This is a genomic window from Proteus sp. G3927 (assembly GCF_963894685.1).
GTDB classification, from domain to species: domain Bacteria; phylum Pseudomonadota; class Gammaproteobacteria; order Enterobacterales; family Enterobacteriaceae; genus Proteus; species Proteus mirabilis.
Window position 1 is genome coordinate 139,466 of sequence record NZ_CAWQGX010000034.1, and the last position, 25,852, is coordinate 165,317.

General features: G+C 40.1%; 25 protein-coding genes. 8 read left to right on the forward strand and 17 right to left on the reverse strand.

The window, feature by feature from the left end; all coding sequences use genetic code 11:
* Window positions 1-130 precede the first annotated feature (130 nt).
* The 4 genes from glpE to glpD all read left to right on the forward strand — a co-directional run bounded on the left by glpE (window position 131) and on the right by glpD (window position 3,903).
* Complete coding sequence (gene glpE, locus AACV00_RS16670; RefSeq protein ID WP_004249057.1) at window positions 131-457, forward strand: thiosulfate sulfurtransferase GlpE; 327 nt, start codon at window positions 131-133, stop codon at window positions 455-457.
* 18 nt (window positions 458-475) lie between these two features.
* A complete protein-coding gene (gene glpG / locus AACV00_RS16675) occupies window positions 476-1,315 on the forward strand; it encodes a rhomboid family intramembrane serine protease GlpG (RefSeq protein ID WP_004246754.1) in 840 nt (279 codons plus the stop codon).
* 38 nt (window positions 1,316-1,353) lie between these two features.
* Entirely contained in the window at window positions 1,354-2,112 is a 759-nt protein-coding gene (locus AACV00_RS16680) for a DeoR/GlpR family transcriptional regulator (protein WP_004246753.1), read from the forward strand.
* 297 nt (window positions 2,113-2,409) lie between these two features.
* Window positions 2,410-3,903: a glycerol-3-phosphate dehydrogenase gene (glpD, locus tag AACV00_RS16685; protein ID WP_004246748.1), complete on the forward strand. Its 1,494-nt coding sequence runs from the start codon at window positions 2,410-2,412 to the stop codon at window positions 3,901-3,903.
* 133 nt (window positions 3,904-4,036) lie between these two features.
* On the opposite strand, the gene AACV00_RS16690 is transcribed toward glpD, so the two are convergent.
* Entirely contained in the window at window positions 4,037-4,393 is a 357-nt protein-coding gene (locus AACV00_RS16690; RefSeq protein WP_004249056.1) for a DUF488 domain-containing protein, read from the reverse strand.
* A gap of 287 nt (window positions 4,394-4,680) precedes the next feature.
* Here AACV00_RS16690 and metF point away from each other — a divergent pair, with 287 nt between their 5' ends.
* Window positions 4,681-5,580 carry a methylenetetrahydrofolate reductase gene (metF, locus tag AACV00_RS16695; protein WP_004246744.1) on the forward strand — a complete coding sequence of 300 codons (900 nt, stop codon included), beginning with the start codon at window positions 4,681-4,683 and terminating at the stop codon, window positions 5,578-5,580.
* A gap of 48 nt (window positions 5,581-5,628) precedes the next feature.
* On the opposite strand, the gene AACV00_RS16700 is transcribed toward metF, so the two are convergent.
* The 9 genes from AACV00_RS16700 to AACV00_RS16740 all read right to left on the reverse strand — a co-directional run bounded on the left by AACV00_RS16700 (window position 5,629) and on the right by AACV00_RS16740 (window position 16,322).
* On the reverse strand, window positions 5,629-6,219 hold the full coding sequence (locus AACV00_RS16700) for a DUF4291 domain-containing protein (RefSeq protein WP_004246743.1): 591 nt from the start codon (window positions 6,217-6,219) through the stop codon (window positions 5,629-5,631).
* A gap of 691 nt (window positions 6,220-6,910) precedes the next feature.
* Window positions 6,911-7,915, reverse strand: a complete 1,005-nt coding sequence (locus tag AACV00_RS16705; RefSeq protein ID WP_004249055.1) for a LacI family DNA-binding transcriptional regulator — start codon at window positions 7,913-7,915, stop codon at window positions 6,911-6,913.
* A gap of 60 nt (window positions 7,916-7,975) precedes the next feature.
* Window positions 7,976-9,490 carry a tripartite tricarboxylate transporter permease gene (locus tag AACV00_RS16710; protein WP_004246740.1) on the reverse strand — a complete coding sequence of 505 codons (1,515 nt, stop codon included), beginning with the start codon at window positions 9,488-9,490 and terminating at the stop codon, window positions 7,976-7,978.
* A gap of 19 nt (window positions 9,491-9,509) precedes the next feature.
* Window positions 9,510-9,971, reverse strand: a complete 462-nt coding sequence (locus AACV00_RS16715; RefSeq protein WP_004246739.1) for a tripartite tricarboxylate transporter TctB family protein — start codon at window positions 9,969-9,971, stop codon at window positions 9,510-9,512.
* A 57-nt stretch (window positions 9,972-10,028) separates the two neighbouring features.
* Window positions 10,029-11,003 carry a tripartite tricarboxylate transporter substrate binding protein gene (locus AACV00_RS16720; RefSeq protein ID WP_004249054.1) on the reverse strand — a complete coding sequence of 325 codons (975 nt, stop codon included), beginning with the start codon at window positions 11,001-11,003 and terminating at the stop codon, window positions 10,029-10,031.
* 20 nt (window positions 11,004-11,023) lie between these two features.
* On the reverse strand, window positions 11,024-12,076 hold the full coding sequence (locus AACV00_RS16725) for a sialidase family protein (protein ID WP_004246737.1): 1,053 nt from the start codon (window positions 12,074-12,076) through the stop codon (window positions 11,024-11,026).
* Window positions 12,077-12,098: 22 nt separating this feature from the next.
* Window positions 12,099-13,028, reverse strand: coding sequence for a dihydrodipicolinate synthase family protein (locus AACV00_RS16730; protein WP_107337002.1), 930 nt, complete (start codon window positions 13,026-13,028; stop codon window positions 12,099-12,101).
* 10 nt (window positions 13,029-13,038) lie between these two features.
* Entirely contained in the window at window positions 13,039-14,685 is a 1,647-nt protein-coding gene (locus AACV00_RS16735; protein ID WP_004249051.1) for a signal transduction protein, read from the reverse strand.
* A gap of 50 nt (window positions 14,686-14,735) precedes the next feature.
* Complete coding sequence (locus tag AACV00_RS16740; protein WP_004249050.1) at window positions 14,736-16,322, reverse strand: FGGY-family carbohydrate kinase; 1,587 nt, start codon at window positions 16,320-16,322, stop codon at window positions 14,736-14,738.
* 436 nt (window positions 16,323-16,758) lie between these two features.
* Here AACV00_RS16740 and AACV00_RS16745 point away from each other — a divergent pair, with 436 nt between their 5' ends.
* The gene (locus tag AACV00_RS16745; protein ID WP_004249048.1) at window positions 16,759-17,187 is read left to right on the forward strand and encodes a hypothetical protein; all 429 of its coding nucleotides are present in this window, start codon (window positions 16,759-16,761) and stop codon (window positions 17,185-17,187) included.
* A 51-nt stretch (window positions 17,188-17,238) separates the two neighbouring features.
* On the opposite strand, the gene AACV00_RS16750 is transcribed toward AACV00_RS16745, so the two are convergent.
* From AACV00_RS16750 to AACV00_RS16775, 6 genes are all read right to left on the reverse strand, one after another.
* On the reverse strand, window positions 17,239-17,991 hold the full coding sequence (locus tag AACV00_RS16750) for an ABC transporter ATP-binding protein (protein ID WP_004246732.1): 753 nt from the start codon (window positions 17,989-17,991) through the stop codon (window positions 17,239-17,241).
* 36 nt (window positions 17,992-18,027) lie between these two features.
* Window positions 18,028-18,837 carry an ABC transporter ATP-binding protein gene (locus AACV00_RS16755; RefSeq protein ID WP_049209947.1) on the reverse strand — a complete coding sequence of 270 codons (810 nt, stop codon included), beginning with the start codon at window positions 18,835-18,837 and terminating at the stop codon, window positions 18,028-18,030.
* On the reverse strand, window positions 18,815-19,684 hold the full coding sequence (opp1C, locus tag AACV00_RS16760; RefSeq protein ID WP_049208278.1) for a nickel/cobalt ABC transporter permease: 870 nt from the start codon (window positions 19,682-19,684) through the stop codon (window positions 18,815-18,817). The genes AACV00_RS16755 and opp1C overlap by 23 nt, the downstream gene beginning before the upstream one ends.
* A gap of 2 nt (window positions 19,685-19,686) precedes the next feature.
* Complete coding sequence (gene opp1B / locus AACV00_RS16765) at window positions 19,687-20,613, reverse strand: nickel/cobalt ABC transporter permease (RefSeq protein WP_004246729.1); 927 nt, start codon at window positions 20,611-20,613, stop codon at window positions 19,687-19,689.
* A gap of 62 nt (window positions 20,614-20,675) precedes the next feature.
* Window positions 20,676-22,253, reverse strand: a complete 1,578-nt coding sequence (nikA, locus tag AACV00_RS16770; protein WP_004246728.1) for a nickel ABC transporter substrate-binding protein — start codon at window positions 22,251-22,253, stop codon at window positions 20,676-20,678.
* Between the two features lie 21 nt (window positions 22,254-22,274).
* Window positions 22,275-23,054, reverse strand: a complete 780-nt coding sequence (locus AACV00_RS16775) for a class I SAM-dependent methyltransferase (protein WP_004250029.1) — start codon at window positions 23,052-23,054, stop codon at window positions 22,275-22,277.
* Window positions 23,055-23,488: 434 nt separating this feature from the next.
* Here AACV00_RS16775 and AACV00_RS16780 point away from each other — a divergent pair, with 434 nt between their 5' ends.
* Window positions 23,489-24,184: a hypothetical protein gene (locus tag AACV00_RS16780; RefSeq protein WP_049209946.1), complete on the forward strand. Its 696-nt coding sequence runs from the start codon at window positions 23,489-23,491 to the stop codon at window positions 24,182-24,184.
* Between the two features lie 201 nt (window positions 24,185-24,385).
* Complete coding sequence (locus AACV00_RS16785) at window positions 24,386-24,952, forward strand: Ail/Lom family outer membrane beta-barrel protein (RefSeq protein ID WP_004246725.1); 567 nt, start codon at window positions 24,386-24,388, stop codon at window positions 24,950-24,952.
* Between the two features lie 108 nt (window positions 24,953-25,060).
* Here the strand turns inward: AACV00_RS16785 and chbG are convergent, their stop codons facing one another.
* Entirely contained in the window at window positions 25,061-25,822 is a 762-nt protein-coding gene (gene chbG, locus AACV00_RS16790) for a chitin disaccharide deacetylase (RefSeq protein WP_004246724.1), read from the reverse strand.
* Between the last annotated feature and the right edge of the window lie 30 nt (window positions 25,823-25,852).

A 25,852-nucleotide genomic window follows, 5' to 3' on the forward strand; every position in this document is an offset into this window, starting at 1 on the left:
GATTTGTGTATATGCCATTATCATTTACAAAAGGTAACGCCATCTTTACTGATTTGACGTTATTATAGTGATATCGTTCTCTCGCTCAGAACATAACAATGTAATTAACAATATAATAAATAAGACAATTATGGATAGTTTTCAATTTCTTAGTGTTGAACAAGCCTATCAATTTTGGGTATCTCAATCGGCTATTTTAGTTGATGTAAGAGATCCGCAAAGTTATCGTCTTGGTCATGCCACTGGCGCTTTTCATTTAACAAATGATACGCTTAACCAATTTCTACAAGATGCTGATTTTGATGTTCCTGTGATGGTGATGTGTTATCACGGTCATAGTAGCCAAGGCGCAGCACAATATCTGGTCAATATGGGCTTTGAAACCGTATATAGTATTAATGGCGGTTTTGAAGCATGGCTAAGAGAGTTTCCTCAAGCGATAACTTCTCTGCAATAATTACAGATGAGTTTCTCAATGATCCACATTATCACACTATCTAACCCGCAACTTGCTGATATGTTCGTCAATTATATGGCGACAAAAGGTGTTCGGATCCACGCAAAAACAGAAAATCAACAAGTCAGCCTTTGGTTGGAAAACGAACAACAACTCAATCAGGTTGAAAGTGAGCTAAAAACCTTTCTTCGTGAACCTTTTCACCCTCGTTACCAAGCGGCAAGTTGGCAAACAGGTACGCCTCAACGTACGGGTCTACAATATCGCCCGGCTTTTTCAATCAAAAGCATGGTGCAACAATCAGGCCCTTTAACGGTTTTGACCATAATCTTATGTGTGCTCGTCTTTATCTGGCAGCAAATAGTGGGCGATTACAATGTCATGTTACACCTTGCATGGCCATACGATGCTAGTCTCGATTTTGAACTATGGCGTTATATCACCCCAGCATTTGTTCACTTTTCGCTCATGCATATCGCCTTTAATTTAGCGATGTGGTGGTATTTAGCCAGCCAAACAGAAAAACAACTGGGTACAGGCAAATTATTTGTCATTATGCTCATTTCTGCGCTATTTAGTAATTGGGCACAATCACTGTTTGCAGAATCCAACTTTGGTGGACTTTCTGGTGTTGTTTACGCGCTAATTAGCTATGTTGGCTTAACAGGTTTGCGGGCTCCAGAAAAAGGGATCGGTGTTCCTACCGGCTTAATTGTTTTTTCCATATTGTGGATAATCGCGGGTTATATGGGCGTTTTAGGTGATTCTATCGGAAATGCTGCACATTTTGCCGGCTTCCTTATCGGCTTATTGATGGCTTTGTGGGATAATCGACATCAATTATCTCGTCAATCATAATAAAATTAACATGATATTTTTAACTTTAGGGGACACCTGTGAAGCAAACACAACGGCATGATGCCATCATCGAACTGGTACGCTTACAAGGCTATGTCAGCACCGAAGAATTGGTGGAACATTTTGAGGTCAGCCCACAGACTATCCGACGTGATTTAAATGAATTAGCGGAAAAGAACAAAATCCAACGTCATCATGGAGGCGCTGCATTACCCTCTAGCTCTGTGAATGCCGCTTACCACGACCGTAAGATCATGTGGTCTGATGAAAAATCACGTATTGCCCAACGTGTTGCTAGCTTAATTCCTGATGGTGCAACACTATTTATTGATATTGGTACTACCCCTGAAGCCGTAGCCCATGCACTGATTAACCATAAAAATCTGCGTATCGTCACTAATAATCTGAATGTCGCCACTTTATTGATGGATAAAGAAGACTTTCGCTTGATCTTAGCGGGTGGCGAAGTGCGTACCCGTGATGGTGGTATTGTCGGTGAAGCCACCCTGGATTTTATCTCTCAATTCCGCCTTGATTACGGCATCTTAGGGATAAGTGGTATTGATATGGACGGATCTTTGTTGGAATTTGACTACCATGAAGTCCGCACTAAACGTGCCATAATCGAAAATTCTCGTTGTGTTATGCTAGTGACCGACCACTCTAAATTTGGCCGTAACGCGATGGTCAATCTTGGTAATATGAATCTGATTGATTACCTTTTCACCGACCAAGAGCCACCATCTGGCATTCAAAAAATTATTGAACAACATAACGTTCAGCTTGAGCTTTGCTAGGATAACCCTCTATTAAAAAGTACCTTTCGGGGTACTTTTTCCTAAAATTTTCCGCTTTTTTTACCTATTTATTCTTTTGTCAAACCCCATTCCCTTTCCTATTCTTATCAATAACATCATTTGTTCTTTTCAGTTAATAAGCACACTAAATGTAGGGATATGATAATAAATTGTTATTTATATCACGCAGTAATGTTTTTTATCGGTTATATAGTTGGCATTTCCAACAAAATTCATTACAATTATGAGCGAAAACGAACATTAAAGAATTGTTTCGCGCATTCTTAGGAGGATGTTATGGAAACTAAAGACTTGATTGTCATCGGCGGCGGAATAAACGGCGCTGGAATTGCGGCGGATGCAGCAGGCCGAGGCCTTTCAGTATTAATGCTGGAAGCTCAAGACTTAGCCAGTGCAACATCTTCTGCTAGCTCAAAATTAATTCATGGTGGCTTACGCTATTTAGAGCATTACGAATTCCGTTTAGTCAGTGAAGCATTGGCTGAACGTGAAGTTTTATTGCGTTTGGCACCTCATATCGCATTTCCGATGCGTTTCCGTTTACCGCATCAACCTCATCTACGCCCAGCATGGATGATCCGCATTGGTTTATTCCTCTATGATCACCTAGGCAAACGTGTCAGTTTACCGGGCAGTAAAAGTATTAAATTCGGGGCAAACTCTGTCTTAAAACCTGAATTAACTCGTGGTTTTGAATATTCCGACTGTTGGGTAGATGATGCTCGTTTAGTAGTATTAAATGCGCAAGAGATCGTTCGTCGTGGCGGTGAAGTTCGTACTCGTACCAAAGTGACGCGCGCTTGGCGTGAAAACGATTTATGGATGGTGGAAGCACAAGATTTACGCACCGGTGAAACTTCTCGCTATCAAGCAAAAGCATTAGTGAATGCAGCCGGTCCTTGGGTTAAAACATTATTCGATGAAGGGTTAAAATTAAAATCACCTTATGGTATTCGCTTAATCAAAGGTAGCCATATTGTGATCCCACGTGCTCACGATGAACCCCAAGCCTATATCTTACAAAATGAAGATAACCGCATTGTATTCGTGATCCCTTGGATGGATGAGTTCTCTATTATTGGTACCACTGATGTTGAATACAAAGGTGATCCAAAAGATGTGGCTATTGATAACAATGAAGTTGAGTACTTATTAAAAGTCTATAACGACCACTTTAAGAAACAACTGACCAAAGACGATATCGTCTGGAATTATTCAGGGGTGCGTCCATTATGTGATGACGAATCCGATTCTCCACAAGCTATCACTCGTGACTATACCTTAGATGTACATGATGATAATGGTAAAACACCACTACTCTCTGTGTTTGGTGGTAAATTAACGACTTATCGTAAACTCGGTGAACACGCGGTTGATAAGCTAAATGCTTATTTCCCTAATATGGGTCAAGCGTGGACAAAAGAGGGTCAATTACCGGGGGGGAACTTAGAAGGTTACGATCGTGATGGCTATTCACGCCTTATTCGCCAACGTCATCCTTGGTTACCAGAAGCATTAGCACTACGTTTTGCTCGCACTTATGGTAGCAATACTGAAGTGTTGCTAGAAGGAATTACTGATTTAGCCGGAATGGGCGAAAATTTCGGTCATAATCTTTACGAAGCTGAATTACGTTATTTAGTTAAACATGAGTGGGTGATTGAGCTTGATGATGCTATTTGGCGTCGTACCAAACTTGGTATGTGGCTTAATGATGAACAAAAACAACGTATTACGCAATGGTTAGAGGCAAATACGCACACAGCATAATGCAGTAAAATATTCTCTGACTCTGTTCAATGTTCTTATTAGCAATTTTTGTGGCGCGATAATAGCGCCACTTTTTTTATTGCCGCATATGATGCTATTGACATTACATCTGACAAACCCATCAATAATTGCTTCAGCTAGTTTTGCACTGTTTTTGCAAAAATTCCATTAAAACCACAGCATTATTCTGTTTTTCATCTTTAGCGGAATACAGTAATACTAATGGTTTTTCTTTGGCTACCTTCAATAGTGGTTGCCAACTTTCCGGTATTGCTTCTAATTCTTTTATATAGCGAGCCGTAAATTGTGTGAAATCGCCATTTTCATGAAACCATTTTCTTAATTCAGTAGAAGGCGCGAGCGCTTTATTCCATTCATCATAATGAAAATCGCTCTTTTTCACCCCTCTAGGCCATAATCTATCCACTAATACACGATAACCTTCATGCTTACCGTCTTTATCATCATAGACACGTTTACAAGTGATCATTTCTACTCCCATTCAATCAATGAGTTAATTTTATTATAGAAGAAAATCTTCAAACGTATCCCTTCTGCGACTTTACGTTATTTAAGGTTGTCATCGTGCAACATGAAATTTTCTCCTCTTCCGATTGAATTATCCTCATTGAAACTAAGGTGAATAACTGTTGACTAAATAACCGAATTAAGAGAATCTACATCTAGACGTCTAAATGGTTAGATGGGTAAATAAGTAGCGATACTTAACGGAATAACAATAACAACATGTGACACAACGATTGATGAGGTATAGGTATGAGCTTTTATCACGCAAGCCAGCATGAAGCGCTTAATCAAAATCTTGCTGAATTAGATGGCCAGATCCAAGTTTCTTTTGAGTTTTTTCCTCCTCGCACACAAGAGATGGAAAATACACTCTGGCAATCACTGGCTCGTCTAAATACCTTAAAACCTAGCTTTGTTTCGGTCACTTATGGTGCAAATTCAGGTGAACGAGATAGAACACATGCCATTATTAAAGATATAAAAGAGCGTACAGGCCTTGAGGCGGCACCACATTTAACCTGCATTGATGCCTGTCGTGAAGAATTACAGCATATTGCCCAAGACTATTGGCAAAGTGGTATTCGTCATATTGTGGCGCTACGGGGAGATTTACCTGATAACAGCCAGAAGCCAGATATGTATGCCGTTGATCTGGTTCATTTACTGAAAGATGTAGGAGATTTTGATATTTCGGTTGCTGCTTATCCAGAAGTGCATCCCGAAGCTAAAAGCGCACAGGCTGATCTTATTAATTTAAAAAAGAAAGTGGATGCGGGCGCTAATCGAGCCATTACACAATTTTTCTTTGATGTAGAAAGTTACTTACGCTTTCGTGATCGCTGTGTTTCAACGGGTATTGATGTAGAAATTGTTCCAGGTATTTTACCTGTCACCAATTTTAAACAGTTAAAACGTTTTGCCGGATTAACCAATGTGAAGATCCCCGGTTGGATGCATAAAATGTTTGATGGCTTAGACAACGATCCAGAAACTCGCGCACTGGTTGGGGCTTCTATCGCTATTGATATGGTGAAAATTTTAAGCCGTGAGGGCGTGAAAGATTTCCATTTTTATACTCTTAACCGCTCTGAATTGACCTACGCCATTTGCCATACATTAGGTGTTCGCCCACAACTTGCGAAGGTTTAGTCTTATCACCCCGCCCATAGTCTATTGGCGGGGTTTTTCTAGGCGAGATTATTTTGCAAAATGATAAGGTTGCTCGATAGGAAGTAAGCTATATGCAGTATCTAGATCGCCATTAGTAATACAAGTATCTATTTTACGCACTTTATCAGTAATATCGGTAATATTAACAATCCACTCATTGCAATATTTTTCTACTGCTTGATTACGTAACCCTATTTGAATAGTGCGATAACTTAAGCGATTAAGATAAATATCTCGTTCAGGATCCCACTGAATACGAATATCACTGGTTTCTGTTGCTTCTTGCCATTCTTTGGCACTCACATAGTGGTCTGGATCGAAATGACTGACCACACCTTGTGTTAGCATCTGTTGAAAGCCTTCATGGGTAATATCAACAGCCAAAATAGACGCTTGATTGGGATCTTTGCGCCCCCACCCTGAGCGATACATCATCCAAAGAAAGGAGGGTTTTACCCAAGTCATACGGGTCATACTAAAAGGGGGAGAAACAAAAGTACCATTTGCGACTGCGCTCTGAGCGATAGTAGTAGAATAGGCTTGGTAAACACGGACAAAATCATCCGTATAGTATGCCCTTACTTGACACTCAGGACATCGGTCAACATCATCGTTCATCTTTCTTTAATATCCTTTTATATTAATAAAATGGAGCTATCTGCTTAAATTATGAGCCTCTAACCAGAGATAATCAAGAGTCCCTATTTTCATTAGGGATTTAATAGAATATGACACCGTGACAAGCCATACAAAAGAATGATCATAAAGCGCATAAATTAAAATGGCCATTATCGCTGCAATAATAAAAAATTTAATCTTGCAAAATATATCTTACACTACGTCCACCAGCGCCCAAGGCGCTCAATACATTGTACTGATTATCAAAACGACTCGATCACGAAATTTACATTAAGTTCTCTTTTATTTTCTGATCACTAGCGCTGACTAAATAATTATTTTCTCTTTTCTTCTTTCTTTATAGGAAGAAAGGAAAATATTAAGCAAATAATCACAAATGATACTAATAGTATTCGACCATAGAAATAGGGAAAAAACCGAACAATCAAAACACTATAAAGGACAAAAAAAATAGCAATAATGCTTAATATTAAAGATTGTTTAAGGTCTTTTAAAAAAAAAGAAAATATTTTTTTCATATATAGCCTACATTAAAGTCGCATATCTGATGATATAACATTCATCATATCAGAAGAGAATGGGTAGCCATTAACCACATACATCCCCCCAATGAGGCGAATAGAAAGCTTATTCTACTCACAAAGTGAGGCGAATAATCACGATATTTGACTCATGCTCCTGCAATTAGGCGTTTGATAAGTTGTGTTTTAATTAATGGAGGTGCTTTCACTACGTTACCTGCTATCTTAGCAGTCATGATTTCAAAGGCTTTTTCTACCAATAAGGTTTCATCTTGCTTCATTGACCAGACATTATTAGGTAAAAAACTTAACATAACGTGATCATCAAAAGTACCTATATTGATATGTGCGGGAATAACACCTTCTGTTTGGCGAATAGCACTTAATACGCCTTCTAAAATGGGCAGTGATGAGGCAATAAAATGACTGGGGATCTGCCGATGTTGTTCAAGATATTGCTTCATCATCTGTTCACCATCTTTGGTGGTGTTATGTTCTGCATAGGAAACGGTTACATGGCTTTCATCACCATAATGGGCTTTGATCGCCTGAACATAACCGCGCAAACGAGCTGCAATAGTAGGAAGAAGAGCATCACCGGCAAAAAAGTGGATTGGCGCATCTTGCTGTATCATCGCTTTCGTTAATTGTGCACCACTATCACAGTTATCAGACGCCACGCAAATTGCATTACTAACAGAAAAATCTCTATCTAAGAACACTAAAGGCTTTTGACGATGTTTAACGTGATGTTGCTGATTTTTTCGACTCGCTGAAACAATAAAAATCCCATCAACATTACGCTCATCCATAGACTTTACGAGCTTATTTTCATTTTTAATATCACCATAGGTACAACTTATCATCAGCTGGCAACCAATCTGGTGACAATGCATCTCTAACTTTTCCGCTAAAGCAGCAAAGAAGGGGTTGGACAGCCGAGGAATAACCAGACCATAGGTATCTGTTTTATTGAGTTTTAAGCTTCTTGCCGCATGGTTAACGGTATAACCAAAAACTTCGACATAATCAGCAATTTTTTTCTGGGTTTTTGCACTGATCCGATATTGATCACCTTTACCATTGAGTACTAATCGCACTGTGGTGATAGATAAATTCAGATCATTTGCAATTTGTTCAACTGTTTTTGCCATTAATGTTCCGTCATTGATATTGCCCTCATTTTGCTAACAATGAGGGCGGATTAACCTTTATTAAGCAGATTGACTACGCCATTTTTTCCACATTGATTTTAACCCAGGTCCGACAATAGGTAACAGCAGTGTTAATAGTGCAATAGCGAGGAATGTCGCAGTAATAGGTCGTGTATAGAGAATCGATAAATCCCCTTGAGACATCATTAAAGCACGGCGTAAGTTAGATTCTGCCATCGGCCCAAGGATAATACCTATCACCACCGGAGACATCGAAAAATCGAGCTTAATCATAATATAAGCCAGTAATCCTGCCCCCATCATCACAAAAACATCAATGATGCTATGGTTAACTGAATAAGCCCCCACACTACACAACACAAAGATAATGGGTACTAATACTCTTCTTGGTACATCCATCACACGTACAAACAGTTTCATACACAAGAAGCCTAAGATACCGAGAAAAATATTCGCCATCATTAAGCCGATAAAAATACTGTTCACTTCAACGGGATTATCCGTAAATAACTGTGGCCCTAGCGCTAATCCTTGCACCATAAAAGCTCCCATAATAATCGCCGTTGCGCCATCACCGGGAATACCTAAAGTCATTAGAGGTACCATGGTGCCACCCGTCACCGAGTTAGCCCCCGCTTCCGGTGCTGAAACCCCTTCGGGTGATCCTTTTCCAAATTCTTCAGGGTGTTTTGACCAACGTTTTGCTTCGTTATACGAGATAAAAGATGAAATATCTCCCCCAGTCCCAGGAATAGCACCAATAGCCGTTCCTATCGCTGATGAACGAAAATAGGTAGGTAAAACACGTTTAAAATCGAGCCACGTAGGTAATACACGATGAATACGGGCATTAATTTTCTCGCTTTTCTTCTGCTTGCGCTCACGATACTCTTCTTCAAAGCTAATCAAGCCTTGAGAAAATGCAAAGAGTCCCACGAGGATTGGAATAAACGAGACGCCCCCCATAAGATACACGGTATCAAACGTAAAACGTGGCCCTGCTGTCATAGGATCAAGCCCGATAGTGGCAATTGCAAGACCAATCGCGCCCCCCATTAATCCTTTCACAATCGATTGCGATGATACACTGGTAATAATACTTATGCCAAATACCGCAAGAGCAAAATATTCAGCAGCAGAGAATCCCGTCGCCACTTTTGCCAATTGAGGAGCAATAACAATTAAAGCGATAGTACTAAATACACCACCAAACATCGACCCCATGGTTGATAAGCCTAATGCTCGCCCTGCTTCACCTTTTTTAGCCATCGGATAGCCATCTAAGACGGTGGCTGCAGATGCAGGTGTACCCGGTGTACTAATTAATATTGCGGTAATGGAGCCACCATAAACAGCCCCACAATACATTCCCAATAATAATAAGATCCCCGTCATTCCTTGAAAGGAGTAAGTCAGTGGGAGTAACAGTGCAATGCCCATATTCACTGTTAAACCCGGTAATGCGCCGATAATAATCCCCGCGAAAACCCCTAACAGGATCATTGTTATCGTTTCTAAACTAAAAACGACCATTAAAGCATCTAAAATTTCCATACCAAGGCTCCTTTACCGCTTACTCAAAAAAGACAGAGGTTGGCAGAGGTGAATTAAAAATAATGTCAAAGAAAACATAAACCGCGGCTACAATCACAATCGGGATCACCACCATGGCAATAGGTTTCCTCTCATTCATCAACCACATAATGATTGGGATAAGAAGCAATGATGGAACAATAAAGCCAAATAGATATAAACCTGTTGCATATAGCAGCATAAAAATGCCTAAGCCATAAGCACGCTTAACTGCGGTCGAACTTAAATCTACGGACTGGTGTACATGTTTAATTTTATCAACCACGACACCTATCCATTGAAAAATCCCCAGTAAAATAAATAAGATGGCTAAACCGTAAGGCCAAAAACGCTCCCCAGGTACACCATATTCATCAAACATACTCATATCACGGGAGAGATAGATAATAAGTAGCCCAAAAGCTACTGAAATCGCACCGATGATTGTATTGATTTTAGTCATGTCGGGATCTCCCCGACCCTATCCGACTTGCGGATAGGGTGGTTTATTATAGAAAGGTTATTTTTTTAGGGTGGCTGAGATTAATTCAGCATACATCTCATGATCTTCTTTCATCATTTGATACGCATCGTCACCGACGATAAATACTGGCATAATACCTTGTTTTTTCAATGCTTCTTGATATTCTGGTTTTTGAACCACTTCTGAAAATGCCCCCACTAACTCATTTTTAACGTTATCAGGCACACCTGCTGTTGTAGCTAATACAGCCCATGCGCGCATTTTCACGTTGGTATCGAGATTTAAGGCTTCTTTAAAGGTTGGAACATCCGGAATAAGAGGGAAACGACGTTCATCCATCACACCGAGAACACGCAAAATACCCGCATCAACTTGTGATTTAACCGCACCGGGTGTGGTTAATACGCCATCGATATGATCGCCCACTAATGCCGCAATAGAGGGGCCTGTACCTTCATTATAAGGTATATGATTAAACTTAGTTCCCGTAGTACGTTCGATATTCACCCCCGCGAGGTGATAAATAGCTCCCATACCTGAGTTACCAATTTTTAATTTACCAGGGTTCGCTTTTGCTCCGGCAATAAATTCTTCCAATGTTTTATAAGGTGAATTAGCATTCACCACGAGCACAACCGGATCAGCAATCGTTGTCGCAATCGGGGTAAAGTCTTTATAGGTCACGGGTGACTTACCTTGATGTGGGAACATCGCTAATTCAACCGTCGTCATGACTAATTTAGTGCCATCAGGACGCGCATTTGCCACTTCAATTAACCCAGTTAAACCATTACCTGCGGGTTTATTAACCGGTACAAAGATACGCCCTGCTGGCATCACATCTTTAGCAAATTCAATGATAGTCCGTGCAGAAGTATCAGTACCTCCCCCCGGGTTTTTTGGGATAACCACATCAATATTTTTAGTAGGATACGTTAACTGTTGGGCTACAGCATTCCCCATGCCCAATGTCATCGTAAGCGCCAACGCTGCGAGTAGACTCTTTTTCATAAAACCCTTTCTCCACATTTTTATTGAGTAGCTATTAACTGCTGATAAACAATGTTTTTTCTGTTCCAAGTAAAAGTCACATGTAGGGTATTGTTTTCAGCAATAATAGCCGGATATGAAAATTCGCCTTCCCCATCGAGTAAATCGAATGGTTCAGACCAAGTACTGCCATTATCGGATGAAAGACTGACAGAGATAGGATAACGACGACTCCAGTTGCCTGAATTCGGGTTATATACCAATGCCAACAGACCATCTGCGAAGGAGACGACATCAATGCCGCTATTATTATTTGGTAAGGTTGTTGCATAAGCCGGACACCAACTGCGCCCATAATCCGTTGAATCGCTACGATAAATTTTACCGCGCGTACTGCGCATCATGGCATGCACATGTCCAGGCTGAGATCCCCATAGTGTTGGTTGTATCACGCCATCCCATTGAAAAACACGTTGTAGATCAGTCTCCCACAAGGCATCGTCCTTTAGCCCTTGCCAGATTTCATGCTCCGCTTGCCCTCCTTGATGATGGGCAATCGGAATATCCACTCGCTGCCAGTGTTGACCATTGTCGCTAGAAATATCGACAAACGCATCCCAGTATCGATCATCCTCCACCGATCCCGGTGCTAACCACTCGCCGTTTGACATCACTAATACTTTGTTTTTCACAGGACCTCTAGGTGTTACATCACCCGAAACCAATTCACTTGGTAAACTCCAGCTATTTCCGCCATCCTTCGAGATAACGTATTGGGTCGTCCAACTATGTACATCAGGACCCGTTTTATAAAACAGCCAGATATTACCTGTTGATGGGTCAACATGTAAAACTGGATTCCAGTGCGCAACACCTGGATTTTTAACCACAGGTTGAGCGGGTTGCCAATCATTTCCCTCTTTTATCGCCAACCAAATAGCGGTATTACCGCTACCTTCTTTATCGCCAGCAAAAAAAGCGGTTAATAAACGCTCAGAGTTAGGCACACGCACAATCGTTGAAGCATGGCAGTGATTAAAAAGTGAATGTGCATTATCCAGCACAAACTGGGTTTCCTTCATCACGAAAGGCATATTCCTACTCCTGTGTCCTAAATTAATTTAACGAAAGCCACTTCTTCATATTTTCACCCAATGCCGTCATGCTATTAACAGCAGAAGGGAAAAATGAGTTTTCAAACTGACTACTATTACGAGAGCGACAAACCAGTGTCGCGAAATTGCCGATCAGGCGCTGATGATATTTAGCGCAGACAGGATAATCCAGCGTTTCAGTCATCGCAGCTGTTGATAAATAATCAGCTAATAGCGCAGCTTGCTCTGGTTTATCCTGCCAATTTTCATACAGCCAGACATAAAGTTCGGGGTGGAAGTTAGCCATAACACCACTATATGCTTGGCATCCTGCTTGGAATGACGCTAATAAGGTTTGACTATTAGCATTGGCTAGATGCAAACGACTTCCTTTTGATAATGCTAAGCGACGTTCTATGAGAGGAAGAGAACAGCAAGTATCTTTAATAAAAGTAAAGCGATTACTTTGTGCGCACCATTCTACTATCTCTTCAGATAACAAGCGTTTGTAAGGATAAGGGCATTCATAAATACCCAAATCAATCTCTTTAGGTACAGCATGGGTTAAGGATTGTAGTGTTTCCAGCGCCTTATCATCAGACTCACCCACTTGCGCTAAGCGATTACTGATCATAATAACGCCATCAACGCCGGTACTCGCCATTGCCTGCAATTGTTCTTTTTGCTGGCTTAAGGCCGTTGCCGTATGACCAGAAGCAACAACAGGTACTCTTCCATCCGCTTTTTCAACGATAAAGCGGGTGAGTGCTTGTGTTTCTTCATCACTCAAATAAAACATTTCGCTTGATTGACAGGCGGCAAATAACCCATGTACACCTGCATCGATATACCAATCGACAAGGCGCTCTAATGACGCCCAATCAATCTCTCCTTTAATATCAAAAGGAGTGAGCATCACAGGCCAAACACCAACGTATTTTTGCTGACTCATTATAAATTCCTTACAGTAAGTTAATGGCATCACCTGCCACTTTCACTTGAATACCTTGAGTCAGTGCTTGAGCAACAAAGGCTTGTAGCACAAACGCCAATTTATCGTCATCAACATAAGCCACTGTAATATGGTTACTTTGATGTCCCGCCATAAGATCATCACGAGTTACACCATCTAAAGTACAGTTGAGTAATGGCCATTCGTAGTTAGTGGCTCGACGGCGACGTTCAAACTCTGCCTCCGGTAATTCCACCGCCATACCTGTACCAATATGCATAATCACATCTGTACCTTGATAGTGTGCACGTGCCCATAACAAACGCCCTGCTTTACCTTGACCCGCTATAGTTGATCCCCCTTTAGGGAAAAACATAGGTGGCTGACGGTAACCTGTTGCGCCTTTGATCCCACCTTTAAGGTGTTCAAAAGGCACAGAGCCGGAAATTTCCATATCCCAGTAGAAGGTTCCCTGATACTCACTCCCCCAACGAATATCGTGTAATGTTGTTTCTGCAGGCAAGCCTAACGAGGTTAATAAACGCCATAACATCGTTTGTGGAATAGCTGTACCCATATCGACTTCGTTGATACAAGGGATCGGTGTGTTAGGGCTGATAATGTCGCCATTTTCATCCGGTAACGGGAAGCGTGCCGTTGACCCAATTGCACCTTCGGCAAAATCAGAGGCAGGACAACAATCTTTTAATCCTTGCTGATATTGCACGCCTACAGCGGTTAAGCCAAAGCGTTTAACGAAACGCGCCATTGCAATCATCATGGCACACTGCTCTTTCACCTGTTCACGAGTCAGTTCAGTTTTATCATCTGTACCAAACTTAAACGTCATGCCATTATTTTCGTACCATTGCACACACTCTTCTCTTAATGCATCAGGTACTTTTGCCATTTCGACCAATAATGCAGATTGAGAGAGTGATTCAATGGGCATACCAATATCGATCATTGCCTGTTGTGGGAAGACCCCATTAATCATTCCCATACAGAATGTATCGAACAAACCTATTATTTCTTTATTTTTAATTATATATTCGCCGACTTTTCGACCCACTTCGCCAGCTTCTGTCGCCATTACCCTGTGTGTTGGCGCAACTTCTTTAAGATAGCTAAGCTGATGATTTACATAACCATATTTCAACCATGTAGCTAAGCCATCAATAAAAAATGTATCGTCAAAATTTTCTGACCATAAGCGTGAATAATTTTTACCTAAACTGGTTAACGTCCCCGCTAAACACAACATGCCAACTAGCCCCGGCCATGTACCATCAAAATTAGCCAGCAACAGAATTGGCCCGCGATGATGCGCTAACGAAGAGGCAATATGGTGTGAGTATTGCCATGCGGTTAATAGCACAATAACGGGTGCATCAGGATCGATAGCCGCAAACATGTCACAACCTTCACGCTGACTACTGATAAAACCATGGCCTCGTGCTTCATCAATTTTATGTGCACGTTTCATGGTGTAACCTTGTGCTTTTAATGCAGCGGCTAGCTTATCTTCAAATTTTTTCTGTACAGGCCAGCATGTTACGTTTGCAGGCTCACGTAAGTCTGCATTAGTAACCATCAGGATCTCATTAGCTTCTGCACTGATAACGTCCGGTAATTTTGGTAGATTTAAGTTCAACATAAGATATCCCTGGTAAGGTAAACTCGATTCATAATCGGAAAAATTTATGGTCAGCAATCTGCCATCATGTCGTTATAGCGCTGCTGATCTTGATACATCTGTAAATAAACTTGGTATTTCGCTTGATGGAAAGCAAAGGTGTCACTATCGGGTGTAATAACGCCGCCTTCTCGTACCATGGTATTTGCTGCTTGAGAAAAGTTATCAAAGGCTTTACATGCCACGGCACCTAATAAAGCAGCCCCTAGATTCACCGCATCTTCTTCTTGTGCTAAATGGATCTCACGACCTGTTGCATTGGCATATTCACGTAACCACAGTGGATTTTTGGTCGCCCCCCCACACATAACAAGGCGATTAATTTGGTGCCCTGCATCTTCAAGGGTGTCAATAATATGGCGAGTGCCATAGGCAATAGACTGCAGTGTCGCAAGATAATAACGAGCCAAGGCAACCCGACCACTTTCAAGGGTTAATCCACTGACCATTCCTTTGGCGGCAGGATTAGCACGTGGAGAGCGATTGCCATGATGGTCAGCTAAAACATGAAATTGTGCTGTTGGATAAGGTTCATTTTCTTCCAATTCAGCGACGGCTTGGTTTAATAAGGTATAGTAACTAACACCTTTTTCTTTCGCTTCTTGTTCTAACTCAGCCCATGACTCATGGCGGCGGATAGACCATTCAACGAGCGCACCGGCAGCACTTTGTCCCCCTTCGTTTAGCCATAACTCTGGTAACATTGCGCCAAAGTAAGGCCCCCACACCCCAGGCACCATAATCGGGTATTGGCTGACAATCATATGGCAGTTAGATGTACCACTGATGATGGCCAAACTTCCCTCAGGTTGTGATGCGGTTAACGCCAACCCACCCGCATGAGCATCAATAATGCCACTAGCAACTATGACGCCAGTATGTAATCCAAAAGCCTCAGCCACAGAGGTCGTTAAACATCCGGCCGATTCACCTAAAGCCAAAATGGTTTGTGGTACTTTTTCTAATAATTCATCCAAACCTACATCAGCTAACAAGCTTTCACTAAAATGCCCTTGGTGTGCCAAATAGTTCCATTTACACGTTAATGTACAGATACTGGCAACATCAGCAGTGGTTGCTTTCCACACTAAAAAATCAGCTAAGTCAAAGAATCGCCAGACATGTTTATAACGCTCCGGATAGTGATTTTTTAACCATAGAATTTTAGGCAATTCCATTTCAATGCTCACTTCGCCCCCGACATACCGCAAAACGGGATCGTTAGTCAGATTAATGGTCACTGTTTCTTGTACTGCCCGGTGATCCATCCACATAATAATATCCTGCTCAGGTTTATTACTGGGTGAAACCGAAAGTGCTTGCCCTTCTTTACCAACGGCCACTAAAGAGCAGGTGGCATCAAAACCAATAGACTTCACATGGAGAGGATCGATGGCTGATAATTTCACCGACTCTTTTACAGTGGTGCATACTTGTTGCCAAATATCAGCGGAAGATTGCTCGACAAAATCCGTTTTCGGGCGAAATTGTGCAATTGGACGCACTGAAAAGCCCAGACGCTTTCCAAAGCTATCAAATACTGCTGCACGGACACTGGCTGAGCCAACATCAACGCCAATAAAATATTGTTGTTCCATGCGAACCCTCATTATTTGCTAACGCTATGCTAATTTTTGCTACTTCGAGTTAGCAAGTTAATTCGAGCATGGAGAAAAAACAATCACAATAGGATTGGTTTGTGATGCAGATCTACATCAATAATTTAATACATTGATTTAGAAAGAAATTTATTTATTTCACTTTGTTCACCATTTTAATAGCGAACTGAAACGATTATGTTCGTTATAAAACAAACGAACATTTAACTATCAATGAGAATAAAAACCGTGGTTAACATATTAATATCACTATCAATATAGGATGTTATTAAAATATACCTAACTAATAGTAAAATTTATTTTTAAAAAGAGTAATATGTTAAAAATAACCATTTTTCTATTTTTATCATATTCAATCATTTTATTTTTAATAGACTAATCTTTAGTTATATATTCATTTTTGGAGTATTAAATTATGTTGAAAAATATTGCTATCAGTCTTTCTTTACTTCTTATCACTTCTTCGGCTTTTTCAGCCACACTGGCAGAAAGAGAATTACAACAGAAATTTGAAGAAAATATTCAATCCCGTGTTGTAGACTTAAATAAAAGTTGTGATGCTAATATAAAAGTCGCGTTTGATTGGTCGGCATTTACTGTTGAGGATCTAAAAACAACAGGTATTGATGGTTATTGCAGTGAAGGGTTAAAAGGTGTCATTAATACCTGTGAAAGCTCGAAAATAGCACAAGAAACCGTAAAAGAGAAAATACAGAATATTACCTGCTCTAAAGCGTCACCTCGTAGTATTGAACTTAAAGATGGGACACTGAATTTTGGTATTGATTTTAATGCTGCAAATGATGCCAACGCTATTCAAACGCATTTAATGAATAATCTCTAAATAGAGTAAATACAGCAAGCAATGATGCGATAATACATTATTGCTTGTTGATTAAATAACAGATTGAATTAGTTTTTTAGCATAAGGATGAGTAACAGTACTTAATTTATTTATCTCGCATAATTCAATTTGTTGACCTTGTAAAATGAACATGACTTTATCGCAAAAATAAGTCACTGTTTGAATATCATGACTAATAAAAAGATAGGATAATTGGAGTTCCTCTTTTAATAATTTTAATAAATCCAATATTTCAACTTGTGTAGGTATATCGAGAGAGCTTATTGCCTCATCTAAAATAATTAGTTGTGGGTAAGATGCTAACGCACGACATAAGCAAACTCGTTGAGCTTGCCCTCCAGACAATTCAAAAATATAACGCTGATAACAACTTTTAGGTAATTGCACCTTCTCTAAAAAAGAAAAAATAATTGTTTCTAACTCGTTATGACGGAGAGTCGGATTAATCAGTTTAATAGGTTCAGCAATCATTTCACCCACTGTAAAAGTCGGATTGACTGAAGCGATATGATCCTGAAACACAATACTTATTACCCCTTGTCGATAACATCGTTTCGTCACTGGCTTATCATTTAAATAAATAGCCCCTTGATCAGGTAATTCTAAGCCACTGATTAACCGTGCAAGGGTACTTTTTCCACTGCCACTTTCTCCAACTAACCCGAAAGCTTCACCCTTTTGTATATTAAAAGAGAGCGCATCAAGAATAGTCACTTTTTCTTTAAAAAAGCGCGCCCCTTTTTGATAATAATATTTACTGACGTTGTCTACTCGTAATAGCATTCGATCCTCTTGTTGTTTATCGCCGTTTCATGCTGATCACCGAGCATAAAGCACCTGTGCAAAACGTTGGGAAAGCTTAGCTCTAGCCTCAATTAAATAACGGGTATAGGCTTGCTTAGGTGTATCTAATACGCTGTTTTTGTCACCAAACTCGATTAATTTTCCCTCTTTCATCACTAAAATATCATCAGCAATCTGACTGACTAATCCTAGATCATGAGAGATAAAAATTAAGGTGGTGTTTTTAGATATCGTGATACGTTGCAATAGCTGTAATATTTCTCTGCGCAAGGGAGCGTCTAATGCGGTAGTAGGTTCATCAGCAATTAATAACTTTGGTGATAACGCCAAAGCCATGGCAATCATCACACGTTGTAATTGCCCCCCACTTAATTGGTGAGGAAATGCCTGCATAATCATTAAAGATTGATGCTCAAACACCTCGTCCAATGCTTGTTTAGTGGCATTGAATGCTTGCAATTTAGTATAAGAAAAATGGTAAATTAAAGTTTGGCTAACTTGCTTGCCTATTTTTATCAACGGATCAAAAGCACTCATGCCGTTTTGCACAATCATACCTAGCGATGTCCCTAATAGGGCACGCCGTTGTTGCTCTGAATATAAATGAAGGGGCTTTTCATCAAAAAAAATTTCTCCCGATAGTGCAAGTGTACTTGGAAGTAAGCCAATAATGGCTTTACTGATTAAGCTTTTACCACTACCACTCTCACCGACAATAGCTAACGTTCGCCCCTGTTTAAGGCTAAAGGAGAGATTATCTACCCGCTTTTTTTCGCTGTGAGGATCATAGATTGAGACTTGATTAAGCGTCAGTAAATTGTTCATATTTATCCCCGACTGATTGACGATTATCGGGGTCGAACACATCACGTAAAAAATCGCCCCAAAAGTTAAATGCAGTAACAACAACCGTAATCGCTATCCCCGCAGGTAGCATTTGTTCGGGATGTAATACCATGACATTTTTTGCTTCACTCAGCATATTGCCCCATTCTGGGGTGGGTGGCTGTACCCCTAACCCCAGAAATGAAAGAGCAGAGATCATTAAAATAACACTACCAATATCACTTGAGGCTAAAACGATAGTTTCAGCTAATGTCACGGGTAATAAATGGCGTCGTAAAATATGTGTTGGTGGTGCGCCAATCACTTGGGCATAAGCAATATAGTGACGATGTGAATATTGTCGAACAATGCCTCGTATCATTCTGGCGTACCAAGCCCATTTAACCAAGATCACCGCAATCAAGATGTTACCTATTCCAGGCCCCATTATGCCCACTAAGGCTAAGATCATAATTTCCGCAGGAAATGACAATACCACATCACATAAACGCATAATCACTGTATCCGTTTTACCGTGAAAATAGCCCGCCAACATCCCCATTAGCCAACCGATCAGCAGTGTTATACTCATCGCATAAATGGCATAAAAAACGGTGGTTCGAATACCAAAGAGTAAACGTGAAAATACACAACGCCCTAAATTGTCTGTACCCAATGGATAGTGAAAGCTGATTGGCTGAAATTTTAAGCGTATCGATGTTAAAGTGGGATCATGAGGTGCAAACCAAGGTGCACCTATTCCGGCGATAGTAATAATAACCATCACCAATAAACAGAGTTGTGCACTTTTATCTTGCGCAAGTCGTTGCCAGAATAACCGCCACATTGTTACCGCCTTAGACGAGGATCGACTTTCATCTGAATGATATCTATCAGAAAATTAAAAAAGAGAAATAACAATGACATCATTAAAATATAAGCTTGTATCATCGGATAATCGCGTCCAAATATAGCACTAATACACAGTCGCCCCACCCCAGGCCATGCAAAAATATTCTCGATCACGACCGTGCCCGCGATAAGTTTCGGAATACTCATTCCTAGCGCCGTCAGCGCAGAAGCAAGTGAATTACGTAATATATGGCGACGCAAAATCAGCTTATCAGGTAATCCTCTTGTTCGGGCATAAAATACATAAGGCTGATGCCATTGATTAAGCATTGCGCCCCGTAACAAACGTAAATAAGTACCGATATAACCTAAAGAGAGTGCAAATGCCGGTAAAATGACCGATTGTGGTGTCAACATACCACTGACAGGTAACCAATCTAAATGAACCGCCACCGCCCAAATTAACAACAACCCTAACCAATAATTAGGAATTGCGGTTAACACAAAAACAATCAGTCGAATACTTTTGTCTATCAAGCTATGTGGTTTTGCCACACACCATAAGGCTAAAGGCAACGCGATAATAAGCGTAAATAATAATGCGGTAGCCGCTAACCAAAGCGTGGGGGGGAGAGCAGTTAACATCTCTTGTATCACCGGTTTTCGGGTTAAAAAAGAGGTGCCAAAATCCAGTTGAAATCCCGCTAAAAGCCATAAAAAGTAGCGTGTGAAAAAAGGCTTATCTAAACCAAGCTCACGGCGCATACCTTCAATCGCTTCGGGCGTCGGTACAATTTCGTTAACACGCAAAGCCACTTCTGCCGGATCAGACGGTGCTAAATTCAGCAAAACAAAGGCAATAAACGAAATAATCAACACTAGTGGCAATATCGCCAATAGGCGCCAACATAGATAACGTAACATCTGCTTTAACCAATATGGCACCGGATCAGTGCCATATTGAAGTAACCTCTTAAATTAATCGGTTATTCGGCTTTAAAACGCATCTTTTCAAAAGGTATTTCATATTGAGATGGATTAAAACCAACGTTTTCCAATTCACTACGGTAAATCGCTTTAGTACGCGAATAGGTTAATGGTATATAGACGGCTTGCTCCGCTAATGAGGTAAATAAGCGTTGATATAATGTCTGACGGCGATGTTCATCTGGTGTAATCAACAACTCGCCAATCATCGCATCTAATTGTGCTTTATTGGCTAGCCCTTTCTGTCCCTGGTAATCAGCATGAGCGGGAATTCTAAAGGATGAGACAAAAGAGGCGGGATCGTAAGGTGTTCCCCACGAAAGAGAATACTGTAAATCGAAATCACCACTTTTCTGTCTATCTAAAAAGGCCTGTTTCTCTTCCCCTAATACCGTCAGTGCCACGCCAATTTTCTTAAAATCATCTTGCAATAGTTCGGCTATCTCTTTTTCAACCGCATTATTCACATTATAAGAGAGCAATAACTGCAACGGTTTTCCCTGTTTTTCACGCACTGTTTTACCCGCAGGTAATAGCCAGCCTTCCTCTTCTAATAACGAGGCAGCTTTTTCCGGTTGATAAATATAAGTTGGTGAATCAAAATCGCAATAAGGTACACTTCTTGCCATTAATGTATCAGCGACTTTTTCACTTCCCGCTAAAATACCTTGAGCAATCCCTTCTTTATCAACGGCATACTCTAATGCTTGGCGTACTTTTTGGCTTGAAGTAATAGGGCGACTACTGTTGAGCACAATAGCACGAGAAGCAATAGGTGCACTCATTTGTGTTTTAAATTTATCAGATGCCATTAATGCGTCAAAAGAGTCCATATCTAACATGTCGCCATCTGCACCAAAAATTAGCTGAATATCTCCTTTTTGTAAGGATAATAGCATTGTTTGTCTATCGGGGATCACTCGCCACATCACCCCAGTTAATGCTGGTTTTTGCCCCCAATAATGAGGGTTAACCTTAAATTCAGCATATTGATCTTTCTTATGTTCCGTGAGTACCCAAGGCCCCGTACCAATATAATGACTCACCCCTGTTTTAGTTTTACCGTTAATAAATGATTTAGGTGAAATAAAACGAAATGGGCGAGTTAAGCCAAGTTCAGTTAAGGTTGGATAATAGGGATTTTTTAAATTTAGCTTAACAGTATACTGATCGATAACCTCAACACTGTCGATTTGACGGACCAATTCTAGCCATGCATGACGCTGATAATTATCTAATACAGCCTCAATATTAAGTTTTACCGCTTGCGCATTAAAAGGTTCGCCATCACTAAATGTAACGTCTTGGCGCAAGAAAAAGGTATAACTTTTACCATCAGGAGAAATTTCCCAGCGTTGTGCTAAATAAGGTGCAACCCCCTTATCGGTATTTAAAACCAAAGGTTCAAATACCATGTTTTGTGCGGCCATTTCACCGGAATAAAGATGGGGGTTAATATCACGGATATCTTTTGTACTGGCATAATCCAATATATTATTACTTTGATTGGCAAAAGCAGGAAATACGCACGCCAATGTTAATAATAGTGTAGGAATAACTGTAAATAGAGGTTTCACATTATTTTCCTTTTATCATTCTCATCGATTATTTTTCTGAGCATGGATCATAAACATAGGGGTTGAGCCGTAATTAATTTTTTCTTCTTCATCCCAAACGTGATCACCAATACGAATATCCACGCTATAACGAATAAAACCGATATCTAGTAGTGTATTAATATCCCACTGTGGACGCTTAACTTGGCTTAATGGTAATTGGCGAGCAATTCTTTCCATCTCTTTTGTATCGGTATTAACATAGTGATCAGCAACTTGCTTTTGCGCCGCTCGCTCTCTATCAGCAAGAAAACCTTGCCAATATTCATCATCAAACAGATGCAAATACCAATTGGCATCAAAATTAATTAAGCTTCCCCCTGGTTTTAATACGCGAAACCACTCTTGATAAGCCTCACAGGGTGATTTTAAATTCCATGTCACATTACGGCTGACGACCAAATCAAATTGTTCATCGCCAAAGGGAAGATCTTGCACATCACCACAAACAAAGTTAATAGAAACATTATGCTGGCTGGCGTTATTTTTAGCCTCAAGCAACATCCCAGACGTGGCGTCAATTGCAGTGACTTGGTGGCCCGACAACGCTAATAAAATAGCAAAGAATCCCGGCCCCGTACCGATATCAAGAACCTTTAATGTCTCCCCTTCTTTGACATGGCTTAACAATAACTGACGCCATTTTTGTTGTTTTTCACTTAATAACTCTTGCTGGTTGGCAGCACTATAGCTTTCAGCGCGGATATTCCAGTAACGGGTCACATCATGAAGTAATTGGTTATTATCGATTTTATTTGTCATCAAAAACCTGCTGTTGTATCAACATAAGAGAGGTAAAAATTCCCTAAACGAGAAAAAGAAGGGGATTGTGTGTCTTCGTCAGCCACCTTACCTTTTAGTTTCGAGATCCTCCATGTGCTATATCAATGATTTTTAGCTCTCCAAAGGCAAGCTGGCTTTCGTTGACTCACATCGATTTTTACCGAAACGCATTATCGTAAGGTGTAAAATGGATACCAAGCAAACAGAATTTAGGCTAATACTGACGATTGAGAAGATCTAGAAACAATTTGCGCAGATAGCGTAATAACCGCTATTACGTCACCCAAATAGCGTTCTTATTAAGGATAAAAAATAGCGGCCTTGATTTCTTCTTGCACACAAAAGCGCTATAGTGATTAGATAGTCATGTTGATTGATAATTTTCTTTTCGCTATCAATAAAGGCACGCTCATATGGATCTCATTTCACGATTAACAACCAATACCACTCGTGCTGATTTTGCCTTAGCTCATCAACAGCAATTAATACAATTACTGATACAACACTTTCCTGCCAAATATCACACCTTATTTGCAACCCCGCAAAAAACCGCAGAAGATACTATTGAATGGTATGGTGAATTATCCGGTCAGCCAGTGGCATTAAATGCATTGTCAGAGCAACAACGCCAAGAGATAAGAGATGCTCTCGATGATGATTTAAAAAATCTTAAAGAGCAAACGGCATTACTTGCTTCACAGCAACGCATTACCGATGAAGAGCGCCATCTGCTTGATACCGCCTCAACCCTACCCGATGCAGAGAGCATCTATATCATTAATGGAAAACCCATTATTACTTGGTGGCCTCGTACCACACCTTTAGCGCCGACTGTTGCACAAGTCACTGCTGGCTCTAGTGCAGCGGCTGCCGGAGCGGCGCTTGCAAAAATATCACCAAAAACTCGCCACCGTTGGTTACGTTGGTTACTGTTATTATTATTGGTTTTAATTGCCTTAGTCTCATGGTTAAGAGGATGTTTTGATATCAATACAACGCCTTCTATCAATGATACTTCTGCGACCGCTGTCGCAACTCACTCTACCTCAACGATGACAGCTACAACTAATACGACTAATAAACAAGATAACCTAACAACAAATAAATAATTTAGGTATTAAATAAAATTAAAAATAGCGTTTTATATTGATATAAACGCTATTTATTTATAAAAACAAACACGCCAATAAATTATTATTTTTGTATAAAAAAAACCTATTTTATCTCACTTATCTTTTTTTATTCCAATTTAAACAATTGTCATTACTATAATTCACCATTCTAAATAGTAAGTAAATGGAATATTAAAAATGAAAAAACAACTATTATCAGCATTATTTATCAGTGGAATATTTTCTATTTCTACCGTTCAAGCACATGAAAATACCTCATTAGATAAAACAACAATTTCTGCAGGTTATGCACAAATAAAAATTGCCGGCCAATCAGGTATTATGCGCGGTGGTAATCTTTCTATACGTCAAGAATTCAATCAACAGCTAGGTATTATGGCAATTGCTACCTATGCGCAAAATGAATATGATTTAAATAAGCCTTTAAAACAATTAATAAAAGATGTTGATGCCCGCTATTATTCAGTGATGGCGGGGCCAACCCTACGCCTCAATGACTATATTAGTGTATATGGTGTGGCAGGTATGGCTCAAATCGAATTTAAAGGTTTAGATACTAGACAAGTACCTGAAAGTATAATCAAGAAAAATGCTTTTAGCTGGGGAGCCGGTGTTACCATTAATCCTATCGATATGCTTTCTGTTTCCGTTGGCTATGAAAACAGCCGTTATAAAATGAATAAATTAAGTGATAATAAATTAATTATTGATGGCTTTATTGCAAATATTGGTTATAGCTTCTAATTATTGATTTAATTAAATTATAAAAAAAGCCTCTGTCATTATCAATAACAGAGGCAAATTATTTCACAGACACACTCTGGGATATTTTTAAAATACGAGATAATATTATTAAATTAAATCTTGATAAGTACCTAATTGATATCCACGCTCAGCAATCGCTTGTTTTAACGATGATTGCGTCAACACCTCTAATTCCGTTAAACGTTGGAAACAGTAACCACTCGCACGTAAAGGATTATCAATAAAAGCAGGATGTGTCATCACTTCAAGTGATTGTTCACCACGTGCTTTAGCGTCATCCAGTGTCTTTAAAAACAAGGCTTGGCTGATTTCATCACCATAGAATTGACTATCAAAACCATCACTACTAATAACCCCTTGAGTATTAAGACTTTCTTTTTGTGCCAACAGTCTATCAACACGTATCGGTAATGCTTTTTGTTGTGCAAACTCTGCCACGATGGGGAAAATTTGTTTAAACATATGCACGTGATGATGGCTGTCTATATGGTCGGGGGGACAACCAAACAACTCAACAAAGCGCTGATATTGTGCATTAAGCTCCACTCGTATCTCATCTAAAGGTAACTGCTCTTGCTCTGCCATTTGCCATAGCCATTTACCTAACACCCCATTACGCGTTAAAGAAGGGATAGGAGACAGCGGCTGTCCCATAGTCAATGTAAAATGAAGCCCGACACCAAGATGAGGTAGCTCCTTGCATAATTGCGCAGCATGCTCAATACCTTCAGCATTCACCAACGCTGTCGTTGATGTCACTATGCCATGACGATGACATTCAACAATGCCATAATTTTGCCCTCTACTCAGCCCAAAATCATCGGCATTGACAATTAACAAATGTGCCATTCTGTCTCCTTTTTATGATTTATTGAGTCT

Bases quoted from the DNA above. Each gene is read 5' to 3' on its own strand.
- AACV00_RS16755 (WP_049209947.1), bottom strand. From the start codon at position 18,837: ATGAACAATTTACTGACGCTTAATCAAGTCTCAATCTATGATCCTCAC.
- AACV00_RS16735 (WP_004249051.1), bottom strand. From the start codon at position 14,685: ATGTTGAACTTAAATCTACCAAAATTACCGGACGTTATCAGTGCAGAA.
- opp1B (WP_004246729.1), bottom strand. From the start codon at position 20,613: ATGTTACGTTATCTATGTTGGCGCCTATTGGCGATATTGCCACTAGTG.
- glpG (WP_004246754.1), top strand. From the start codon at position 476: ATGATCCACATTATCACACTATCTAACCCGCAACTTGCTGATATGTTC.
- glpE (WP_004249057.1), top strand. From the start codon at position 131: ATGGATAGTTTTCAATTTCTTAGTGTTGAACAAGCCTATCAATTTTGG.
- AACV00_RS16730 (WP_107337002.1), bottom strand. From the start codon at position 13,028: ATGAGTCAGCAAAAATACGTTGGTGTTTGGCCTGTGATGCTCACTCCT.
- AACV00_RS16740 (WP_004249050.1), bottom strand. From the start codon at position 16,322: ATGGAACAACAATATTTTATTGGCGTTGATGTTGGCTCAGCCAGTGTC.
- AACV00_RS16700 (WP_004246743.1), bottom strand. From the start codon at position 6,219: ATGAACGATGATGTTGACCGATGTCCTGAGTGTCAAGTAAGGGCATAC.
- AACV00_RS16720 (WP_004249054.1), bottom strand. From the start codon at position 11,003: ATGAAAAAGAGTCTACTCGCAGCGTTGGCGCTTACGATGACATTGGGC.
- AACV00_RS16690 (WP_004249056.1), bottom strand. From the start codon at position 4,393: ATGATCACTTGTAAACGTGTCTATGATGATAAAGACGGTAAGCATGAA.
- opp1C (WP_049208278.1), bottom strand. From the start codon at position 19,684: ATGTGGCGGTTATTCTGGCAACGACTTGCGCAAGATAAAAGTGCACAA.
- AACV00_RS16725 (WP_004246737.1), bottom strand. From the start codon at position 12,076: ATGCCTTTCGTGATGAAGGAAACCCAGTTTGTGCTGGATAATGCACAT.
- AACV00_RS16745 (WP_004249048.1), top strand. From the start codon at position 16,759: ATGTTGAAAAATATTGCTATCAGTCTTTCTTTACTTCTTATCACTTCT.
- AACV00_RS16780 (WP_049209946.1), top strand. From the start codon at position 23,489: ATGGATCTCATTTCACGATTAACAACCAATACCACTCGTGCTGATTTT.
- metF (WP_004246744.1), top strand. From the start codon at position 4,681: ATGAGCTTTTATCACGCAAGCCAGCATGAAGCGCTTAATCAAAATCTT.
- AACV00_RS16710 (WP_004246740.1), bottom strand. From the start codon at position 9,490: ATGGAAATTTTAGATGCTTTAATGGTCGTTTTTAGTTTAGAAACGATA.
- AACV00_RS16705 (WP_004249055.1), bottom strand. From the start codon at position 7,915: ATGGCAAAAACAGTTGAACAAATTGCAAATGATCTGAATTTATCTATC.
- AACV00_RS16785 (WP_004246725.1), top strand. From the start codon at position 24,386: ATGAAAAAACAACTATTATCAGCATTATTTATCAGTGGAATATTTTCT.
- AACV00_RS16750 (WP_004246732.1), bottom strand. From the start codon at position 17,991: ATGCTATTACGAGTAGACAACGTCAGTAAATATTATTATCAAAAAGGG.
- AACV00_RS16775 (WP_004250029.1), bottom strand. From the start codon at position 23,054: ATGACAAATAAAATCGATAATAACCAATTACTTCATGATGTGACCCGT.
- AACV00_RS16715 (WP_004246739.1), bottom strand. From the start codon at position 9,971: ATGACTAAAATCAATACAATCATCGGTGCGATTTCAGTAGCTTTTGGG.
- chbG (WP_004246724.1), bottom strand. From the start codon at position 25,822: ATGGCACATTTGTTAATTGTCAATGCCGATGATTTTGGGCTGAGTAGA.
- glpD (WP_004246748.1), top strand. From the start codon at position 2,410: ATGGAAACTAAAGACTTGATTGTCATCGGCGGCGGAATAAACGGCGCT.